Consider the following 8,413-nt stretch of genomic DNA (forward strand, 5'->3'; position numbering starts at 1 on the left):
CAGCGCCCAGCAGCTCAAGTCCCTCGGAAAGTCGCACCAGTTCGGCGGCAGCGGGTCGGCCACCCAGAACGCGACCACACCGGCGCCGCAGACCAACACCGGTTCCGCGTCGGACAGTTCGACCGCCGCCGGCCAGAGCGCCGCCAAGCCGAACAAGAACCAGCTCAACCCGGCGCTACGGCTCAACAGGGTGTCCCGCACCGACACCTCCGACACGCTCTCCGCCGGCACGGGCGTCAACCGCACCCCCACCGAGAGCGGCGACCTGCACCGGGTCGTCGCCGACGTCACCTATGTGGTCACGGTCCGGGCGGGCTCCCGCACGCTGGGCAACGGGATCCGTGGCGTCGGCACGATCGACCCCGTCACCTTCGCGGTGGACGTGCCCGACGGGCTCCAGTTCCTCATGACCCAGGGCCAACTCGACCGTGACGCACGGTGGATGGGCTCGGTGGCCGGTCTCACCCCGGCGCCCGTCCAGGGCCGGGCTCCGCTGCCGGCGGCGTACGTGAGCCACCGGCAACTGGGCCTCGGCGGCGTGCTCTCGGTCACCGAGTACGCGCGCGTCCCCGCCCCCGCACCCGCTGCCGGCGGCCAGATCCCGCTGGCGCAGATGAACGAGGTGGAGCGGCGCGGCCAGGTCGGGCGCGAGCTGATGACCCTGGTCGAGACCGAGGCACCCGGAGTGTTCACCCCCGGGCACTCCGGCTACCAGCAAGGTGTGCACAGCCGGATCGCCCAGCTCACCTCCACCGCCGGACTGCGCTCCCTGCCCGGACGCGGCCCGGACGGCACCCCGCACCCGGCCACCACCCGCTTCCACTTCCGCCACCACGGTTACGGCGGTGAGCGGTTGGTCGAGGTCACGCTGCGGGCCAGGCCCCGGCGGGCCCAGAACCTGGCCGGCATCCGAGGCACCTCGACGCCCGGCTCGGGTCTCGAACAGTGGCAGTCGCACACCGCCGCGGGCCGCACCACCACCCGCGCCTCTGTCCGGCAGACACAGCTCCCGGTCACGCCGGCGGTCCGCTATCTCCGTCCGGACCAGGGTGCCGATCCCTTGACGACGGACCGCGCGACGCCGGGGATCACCCCGCAGTCGGCCAGCAGCATCTCGGTCCGGCGGGCGACCACGGCCGACAACCGGTTCTGGCTGCGCACGGACAACGGCGCCGACTTCGACGGCCTGCGGTACGACTACGAGCTGTCGGTCCGCTCCGCGCTGGTCGTCGACTGGCCGCCCAACGTCATCGGCGGTCTCATCCAGCACGGTGTCATCGCGTGGGCCGACGCGGACGGTGACGTACGCCAGTGGATCGACAGGCTGCTGGCGGGGGGCAACTCGCGGACCAGCACCGTCCCGGTCGCTCTGGCGCTGCGGTTCACCGGCACCGAGACCAACACGCCCGTACCGACGACCACGGTGCCCGCCGCGTCCGCCGAGTCCGGCGCCGACCCGCGCAACACCGTGCGCCCGTCCGGCCCCTATCTCACCGACGCGCAGATGTTCCACCCGGTGGGACCGACCCCGGCTTTCCACTTCGACGGCTGGGCGCATCTGGAGACGGCGCTGAACAACGTCGCCCCGCGCCGCCTGGGAGGCTGGCACGCACAGATCACGTCCGTCTCGGTGGAGGGACAGGCCGTCCGGCTGGGCCAGTTGATCCAGGCCGGGCGGGTCAGCCTCGACCGTCCCCGGCTGGTCGCCGACCTCACCGGCACCATGCCCGGCACCCAACCCTTCGAAGGGGCACCCGACCAGGCCCCGTCGATCGCGGTGACGCTCTACAACCCGCGCCGTTCCACCCACGCCGACGACGTCACGCTCGACCAGCTCCACAACACCACCGACACGGTGAGCACCGCGGCCGGCGCCGACCACTCCTTGGCGGTCTCGTACACGCAATCCCTGAGCGGGGCCGACAACAATCGCCAGATCGGCGGGATCAACGTCCCGGTCGCCCAACGGCAGACCCAGCCCTCGACCTTCGGCGGCACCACCACCGGCAGCCGCCGCGACTGGCTCAAGTCCGGCAGCACGGCCGCACCCGCCAACGGCGCGCGCGGGACGCGGAGTTACGTCGTCGACGCCGATGCCCATCTGCTCGTGGAGGGACCTGAGGGAACCCGCCACGTCACCGGTACGGTCACCCTCCGTGTAGAGGAGCGTGACCTGCTCGGACACGGTCTGCTCACCCCGGCCGAGTCCCCGGCGAACATCCACGACGTGCCGGCGCTCGTCCCCGACTGGGCCACCGTAGAACCGCACACACTGCCCGAACGCCTCAACTCCGCGATACCGCCGGGCAGTCACGGCATCCAGCTCTGGGTGGCCCTCGGCGCCGACCCGCAGGGCGAACACCTCGGCCAGGCGCTCTACGGGGCCTCGCGTGCGGCGGTGCTCGGCAACCGGCCGCTGGAGCTGATGACCCGGGACCCGCAGGGCATCCGCCGCTGGGAGTTCACGCCCGAGGGCGCGCTCGTCACCGCCGACCCCGACCTGACCACCGCATGGGACGCCTTCGACGCCCAGGCCGAACTCCTGCACACCGCCACCAACACGCTCACCGACACCCCCCACCAGTTGAACCTCCTCACCGTCGCCCGCCGGGAGGCCAACCAGGCGTACACGGCCGTCGCGGAAACCCACCAGCAGGCGCGGCTCGCGGTCACGAACGCGACCACCGCCCACAAGCAGGCGACGAAGACGGCCGCCGGCTCCGCCCGGGCCGCGCGCGAGGCCGAGGCACGGATCGAGCGGCTCAAGCAGGAGCTCGCGGCGGCCCAGCAGACCACCAGGAAACTGCCGCAGGTCATCGAGAACCACGAACGGGAGGAGAGGGAGGGGCAGCACGACCTTGTGACGGCCCTGGCCGCGCTGACGCGGGCCGAGAACACCGTGCGCGAAGAACGCGCCGCCGCCGCACGCGCAGCCGCCGAACAGGCCGCGAAGAACGGGCAGTCGGGTACGGCACCCGCACCCGTACCGGCCCCGGCCCCGGTCACGTCCGGCGCCCCGCGCCCCCACACCGCCGCACCCGATGTCGCCGCCGACCCCCGCGTCCAGGCCGCCCTCCCGGCGATCACCGCCGCCGAGAACGCGATCCAGCAGGCCACCGATGCGCTCACCGCCGCCAGGCCGGCGCTGGCAGAGGCGCGGGCGACCGTCGCCGGCCGGCCGGATGAGATCCGCACGGCGCAACAGGACCACAAGAAGGCCGTGGAGAAGGCGCGGGCCGACGCGGGGGCCGCGGTCGACGCGGCCGACGACCTCCAAGCCGCCACGCAGGACGAGACCGACGCCCAGGACCGGGTGACCGAGGCCGCGGCCGAAGTCGCCCGCCACGACACGGCGATCGTCGCCGCCGTCACGGCACAGTTGCAGGCCGCGGCCGACCAGATGGCCGCCACCGCCGCGCTGCCGGGCCTGGCCGCCGACGTCCAGGACAGCGCCCCGACCCCGGAACAGTCCCTGCGCACCACCTTCGCGGCCACCCCGCCCCGCTGGCCCGCCCCCGACGGCCGCGCCGCGCCCCTCCCGGCCGGCGGCCAGACCCACACCCCGGCGCCCGCGACCACCACCGGAACCACGGGGACGAACCCGACGACCACGACGACCACGCCGAAGCCGGCGAAACAGCAGCCGAAGAAGAGCGGACCGCCCAAGTCCGGTACGAGCAGCGCCAAGACGGACAAGAGCAAGAAGCCGGCCACCGGCAAGAGCACGGGCGTCGACAAGGGCAACGGCAAGAGCAAGGCCAAGTCCCCGCTCGTACAGTCGCCTCCGCCGCTTGGCACGACCCCGGCCGGCCCGCTGTCTCCCTACGTCGCCCCCGCGGGCAACGCCGTCGAGACCCCCGGTGACGGCAACTGCCTCCTGTACGCCGTCATCGGCAGCGCACCGCTCCTGGTCCGCACCCGCCTGCGGCAGGCCGACCCGACCTTCGCCCCCGGCACCGCCGCCTGGCTCGCCCGGCCCGGTGACGTATGGCAGACCCTCACGACACTCACGGGGCAGCCGCAGACCACCAACCGGGGAACAGGCCATCTGCGGGCCGCGCAGCGAGGGTTGCAGAACCTGGTCCTGGCCCGGCTGGCGGCGGCGCGCGACGGCAGCCGACCGCTGCCCCCGCAGGTGCTCGGCCAGCTCCGGGGCGTCCTCGCCGGCCGGTTCGAGAGGCGGGTGCAGAACGCGTCCGACGGCGACGTCGACAACGAACTGGTCCGGTACGGCATCCAGGGCGTGACCCACGCCGAGGACCTGGACCCGGTCGACCTCCAGACCCGTTACGCACAAGCCATCTCGCAGCCGAACACACCGCCCGCGCCGGCCGGCGCCGCGCCGAGCAACCGGCGGATGTTCGCCTATCTCCGTTCGGCGAACGCCCTGCCGACGCTCGCCACCATGACCGCGGACGAGCGCCGTTCGCTGCTGACGGCCGGCTACCACCGGAGCACCGCGGCCCTCACCGCGTACGAGGCGCGCGAACTCGACAACGCGGTGCGCAACTGGTCGAACCAGTGGGCGAACCCGATCGGCGACACCTTCCTGCCCCTGCTCGCCGACACCCTCGACGCCCCGATCCACGTCTTCCAGCCGGTGACCAACACGCCCACCGGTCCCCGAGGCATCGTGCTGCGCTACGGGCCGACGACCAGCAACACCCCCGCGCTGGAGGTCCACTACACGGGCCTGAACCACTACAGCGCCAGCGACGCGAACACCGGCACCGCCCCGGCGAACATCACCACGTCCAAAGCGCCCCGGGGTCCCGAGGACGCCAACAGTGTTCTGCCGAAGGGTCGTTACCGTCCCGCGCCGACCCGCGACGCCGACGAGGACCGTCCCGCGTCCCGTGTCGCCGACCCCGCTCCGAAGGACAGCTGGCACGGCCTGCGTCCTCACGCGCGCCCGGCTGTTCACTCCACCGAGCGGTTCGATCCGCATGCGGACCAGTCCAACTCGCCCCGCCCCGGGGCTCTCAGTGGTGCGACGACTCTCGTCCGGACACAGGTCCGTCGTATCCAGGCGCCCAACGGGCAGTGGGTACGCGACTACACGCTCAACCTTCCGGTCACCACGACCAGTCCGAACCTCACCCAGCAGCTCAACGAGCGCATCACCCGTCTTCTCGACACGCATCTCAACTCGGGCCTGGCGCTGCCCGGTTCAGGCGACCAGCTCCACATCAACCTCAACCTGATCTCCGATCCCGCGCACCCCGAGGCGATCACCCTCACCAACACCGCGAACCCGGACCGGGCCGACCAACTCCACCTCGACGCCAACCATTCCGACGAGGATCTCCTCCACGAGGTCCTGCACTACCTCGGCCTGCCGGACGAACAGCGTGACAACGACTTCCTGTTGCGCAACCACCCGAACAGCACGGCCGTCCGCACCACCGGCGTCATGGCCACCACCCAGACCCCCGTCCACATCCCGCACCGCTACCTCCGCACCATCGAGAACGTCACCGCGGCCGGCCCCCGACTCCACGACCACGCAGGCCAGGACGAGACGACGCCGGTCCGCGACCCCGACACCACCCCGATCTCCACGGACTCCTCCCTCACCTGGCCCACCTCCCAGGCGCCGACCGCACAGCCGCCCGCGCAGAGCCAGCTCCCGTCGAGTTACGTGAACTCCTACGGCGCGCTCCCGGACGGCACGGTCGGACTCGTGTATGCGGAGCCGTTCTCCGACGAGGTGGTCGAGGGGCTGCACGGTCAGGTCTACGAGGCGCTCGGACTCGATGCCGACAATCCGCCCGAGTCGGTGCGCGAGCAGGTGCGGGACGCGTTGAGCCGGGAGAACCTCGCGCTGCAGCTGCCGTATCTGCGCTCGAACGGCGGTCACCGCATCACCGTCCGGGTCGGCGGCCGTGATCGCACGGTCGACGTGCAGCTGACGCTTTCCGACGCGCGGGCCTCGTTGCGGCAGGGGCGTTTCGATCCGCGTGATCCGGACAAGCATGTCGAGCGGCGTGGGTTCGGTACGCGGGAGAACTTCTCCAGCCAGCCGTCGGGGACGTACCGGACGTTCCAGGTGCCGTGGACCGGCTCCTGGCCGATCACGGCACCGACCGCCGTACGGGCGATAGACGGATCGCTGACGGCCGCCGTCACGCACAACCAGGCCGGCGACGCGACGACCGTCACCCAGGCCGTGCAGACCACGTCGTCCCAGCGCTCCAACGAGCCGTCCGATCCGGTGGAGTTCAGCACCCGGTGGCGGGTGCGTGTCGACGCGCCCGCCGTCACCGCGCCCACCACCACGACCGCCCCGGCACCGGACGGGTGGGGTACGGCGGAGTCCCACGGCCCGACCACGATCTGGTTCCCGCGGCACCTCACCACCGCCGATCCGGCGCCGGGTTCGCTGCCCGCGCCCGCCGCGGTGGCCGATCTTCCGCTCTACGGCGTCGACTCCGTGATCGACCCCCGGGCGCTGTACGAGCATGTCCACCGGACGTACCACGCCGATCTCGACGACACGGCCGCCGGGCAGGTCTCGGACTTCCTCTCCGAGCAGGTGCTGCGCGGCACATTGCCCATGCAGGTGGACGGCGGGCTCTACTCGCCGGTGATCACCGATGCCGACGGCAACGCGGTCGGCATGCTGCACCTGGTCACCACGCCCGCCGTGGGCACCCCGCTGCGGCAGAGCACCCCCGGCCAGATCAACCTCGAAAGCCATGTGGTCAACACCGCGAAGGTCGACCTCTCGTCGAAGTACACCAGCGGCATCGGGATCAGCGGGAGTGGTGCCGCCGCCCTCACCGGCGACCACAGCCAGGGACACCCGGACGCCTCCGGCACCATCGGTGGCAGCCTCGGCCTGCGCGGGCAGACCCAGGCGACCGTCACCAACACGTACAGCGCGAGCAGTTCCGCGGGCACGATGCACGCCATCCGCACCAACCGCGGCCATCTGCTCACCCCATCCGGCGTCACCTACCAGGTCACCCTGATCCGGCCGGACGGCACGGAGACGCGAGCTCCGGCGCTTACTCGGGCCCACGGCATGGACCTACGGGTCCTGAGCAAGGCGGACGCCACGGGACACCCGCCGACCGCCGCCGAGACGCGTGAACTCCCCGACTCGCTGGAGCGGTTGGACGGTATCGGGCTGAGCGCGGCCCCGCTCGACGTCACCGGCACGGACGGTCTGTTCGACGAGGCCGAGGCGTGGCTGCGGCGGGAGGGCTTCCTGCCGCCCAGTCCAACGGCCCCGGCCCCCACCGGAGTTGGCGCGCGGCTGAAGCAGGCCCTGCGCAACCACGAGCCCGAGCACCAGATCCGGTTGCACGCCCAGCTCAACAACCTGCGCCGACTGCGCGAGGCCCGCTCCCGTACCGGGCTGCGGGCCGCCACCGACGCCATGGTCGACGGCGGACACTCCCTGCACTTCGAGGTGCCCAACAGCAGCGACACAGGCGTCCGTCGGGTCCGGCTGCTGCTCACCGCCGACCGCGACACCGGGCAGGCCAGCACCCATCACCTGGTCCTGCCCGGCATCCAGGTCATGGGTCTGGCGCAGATGGCGGGCAGCGACGCCGAGCAGCGGGGCGAGTCGTACGGCGGCGCCCTCGGGCCGATGGCCAGTGTCAGTGGGCCGTTGGGCAGTTGGGGGTCCATCGGGTTCGGGGCCGACTATCAGTACGGCCACCAGGTCACGCACGGCGACACCGTGGGCGGCGCGACCTCGCACGACCAGTTCTACATCGGCACCGGTCAGGACAGTCACGCGTTCGACGTGCCGGTGCGGTTGGCCCTGGACCTGTACGCGGACGACGGGGACCAGCCGAGCGTGCGGTTCGGGCAGAACGTGAACCAGGCTCTCGCCCCGGCAGCCCCGGTCGTCGCCCCGGTTCCAACTGCCGTCGGTGTGCCGCCCGTTGCTTCTGCGCCGCCCGTCGCGCCGACGGTCACCGGATCGCTGCGCCTTGCGGTGCCGAACGGCCGTACCCACGCACCCGCGACGACCCCCGCGCCGCCCGCGCGTACCGACGGGGCGCCGCGTCGGCCCAACGCGGTCGACAGGGCCCGACTCGACGGGACCGATGCCACCGGTACCCCGCGTCCGGAGCTGGTGCGGATACCGGACGACGCGCTGATCGACACCGTGCGCGGTTCGGCTGCCGTCGAGTCGGCCTTCCAGCGCGCCGCCGCGGAGATCCGCAACCTGGCCCAGCCGACGCCCCCCGCCGCCACGGGCACGGGCACGGGCCCGATCCTCCCGGTCACCGCCCCCGCGACCACCGGTACGGCCCCGGCGACCACGGGTACCGCCCCCGCCCCGGCCGCCCGCGACGGCATCTCCCCGCTCGCCGGGCACGGGCTGATGGACGGCAGGACGCGCGCCGCCGAGACCCGGCACGCGGCGATCACGCCGGGCAGTCTCGTCGCC

At 72.6% G+C, this 8,413-nt stretch carries 1 pseudogene; it reads left to right on the forward strand.

Going from position 1 to position 8,413, the window contains the following annotated elements:
• Positions 1-8,413: pseudogene (locus ACWDEW_RS48650) on the forward strand (hypothetical protein); the annotation flags it as partial.

It is taken from the genome of Streptomyces sp. NPDC001100, from assembly GCF_053598575.1.